Raw genomic sequence first — 1936 nt, 5'->3', positions numbered from 1 at the left:
GAGGGGGAGTTGCTGCCGTTAGCGGGCGAAACGCAGATCTTCATCACCCCCGGCTACCGGATCCGCAGCGTCGACGCGATGGTGACCAATTTCCATCTGCCCGAAAGCACGCTGCTGATGATGATCTCGGCGTTTGCCGGCAAGGAGCGCGTGTTCGAGGCCTACCAGCACGCGATCGAGCAGCGCTACCGCTTCTTCAGCTACGGCGACGCGATGCTGCTGTTCCCGCAGGCGGGGTAGGGCTGAGGTGGGTAGCGCCGGTCCATGCCCGGAGAGGCGCAGTTGCGGGTCATCCGCCGGGCATGGCCCGGCGCTACCGGAGCAGGAAAGGCGGTTTTGGGAGACAATGGGCGACTATTTGCCCGAACGACCGCTCCATGTCCCGATTGCAGTTCCAGCTCCAGACCCGTGATGGCCGCGCCCGCCGTGGCCGCCTGACCTTCCCGCGTGGCACGGTGGAAACGCCGGCCTTCATGCCGGTGGGGACCTATGGCTCGGTCAAGGGCATCCTGCCGGACCAGGTGCGCGCGCTGGGCGCCGAGATCATCCTCGGCAACACCTTCCACCTGTACCTGCGGCCGGGCCTGGACATCATCGCCGACCACGGCGGCCTGCACGGCTTCTGCCGCTGGGATGGCCCGATCCTGACCGACTCCGGCGGCTTCCAGGTGTTCTCGCTGGCCCACCGCCGCAAGATCACCGAGCAGGGCGTGACCTTCGCCTCGCCGACCGACGGTGCCCGGGTGTTCCTGGGCCCGGAGGAGAGCATGAAGATCCAGAAGGTGCTCGATTCGGACGTGGTGATGATCTTCGACGAGTGCACGCCGTACCCGGCCACCGAGGACGTCGCCCGCCGGTCGATGGAACTGAGCCTGCGCTGGGCCCAGCGCAGCCGCAACGCGCATGACGAACTGGGCAACGATGCGGCCCTGTTCGGCATTGTCCAGGGCGGGGTGCACACCGACCTGCGCAGCCGTTCGGCCGAGGCCCTGCAGGGGATCGRCTTCGACGGCTATGCCATTGGCGGCCTGGCCGTGGGCGAGCCGGAAGACGAGCGCAACGCCATGCTCGACCATCTGGACCCGGAGCTGCCGGCCGACCGTCCGCGCTACCTGATGGGCGTTGGCCGCCCTGAAGACCTGGTCGAGGGTGTCGCCCGCGGCGTGGACATGTTCGATTGCGTGATGCCGACCCGCAATGCGCGCAACGGCCACTATTTCACCTCGTTTGGCACCGTCCGCATCCGCAATTCGCAGTACGCGCGGGACATGGACCCGATCGAGCCGGGCTGTGGCTGCGTGGCCTGTGCCGGCGGCTATACCCGCTCGTACCTGCGCCATCTGGACCGCTGCAACGAGATGCTGGCGCCGATGCTGGGCACCCAGCACAACCTCTTCTATTACGAAAAGCTGATGGCCGACATCCGCGCAGCCATCGAGGCGGGAACCTTCCTGGCCTTCCGCGAGTCCTTCTACGCAGCACGCGGGGCGGTAGCGCCGCCCCTGTAAACCCGCAGCACCCCCTGCCAAACGGCCCGAGGACGAACGCCCGGGGCCGTGGCATACTTCAAGGCTGACCCAGATCCGCGGTCGACACCTCGTGCCCGTGAAACGGCCGAAGCGCCGCCCAACCAAAGGACCAACGATGAACCTGCTTGCCTTCCTGATTCCCGCCGCCCACGCCCAGGCCGCTGGCGGCCAACCGCAGGGCATGGGCCTGACCACGCTGCTGTTCCCGATCATCCTGATCGCCATCATGTACTTCCTGATGATCCGCCCGCAGATGAAGCGGCAGAAGGAGCACAAGGCCATGCTGGAGAAGATCAAGCGTGGCGACGAAGTGCTGACCAACGGCGGCATCGCCGGCAAGGTCACCGATATCGGCGACAACTTCGTCACCGTCGAAGTGGCCGAGAACGTGCGCATCCGCGTGCAGA

General features: G+C 66.6%; 3 protein-coding genes. All 3 read left to right on the top strand.

Annotated features, from left to right (window positions below; genetic code table 11):
- The coding region (locus tag AC1VAN_RS20280; RefSeq protein ID WP_480986582.1) for an S-adenosylmethionine:tRNA ribosyltransferase-isomerase at positions 1–240 on the top strand (240 nt) is incomplete at its 5' end.
- Between the two features lie 137 nt (positions 241–377).
- Entirely contained in the window at positions 378–1508 is a 1131-nt protein-coding gene (tgt, locus tag AC1VAN_RS20275; RefSeq protein WP_480986581.1) for a tRNA guanosine(34) transglycosylase Tgt, read from the top strand.
- A gap of 136 nt (positions 1509–1644) precedes the next feature.
- On the top strand, positions 1645–1936 hold a 292-nt coding region (gene yajC, locus AC1VAN_RS20270; RefSeq protein ID WP_480986580.1), incomplete at its 3' end, for a preprotein translocase subunit YajC.

Source organism: Stenotrophomonas sp. 05L44_2 (genome assembly GCF_056665995.1).
Note: the sequence above shows the minus strand (reverse complement) of the source record. Positions and strands in the feature narration are given on the sequence as shown.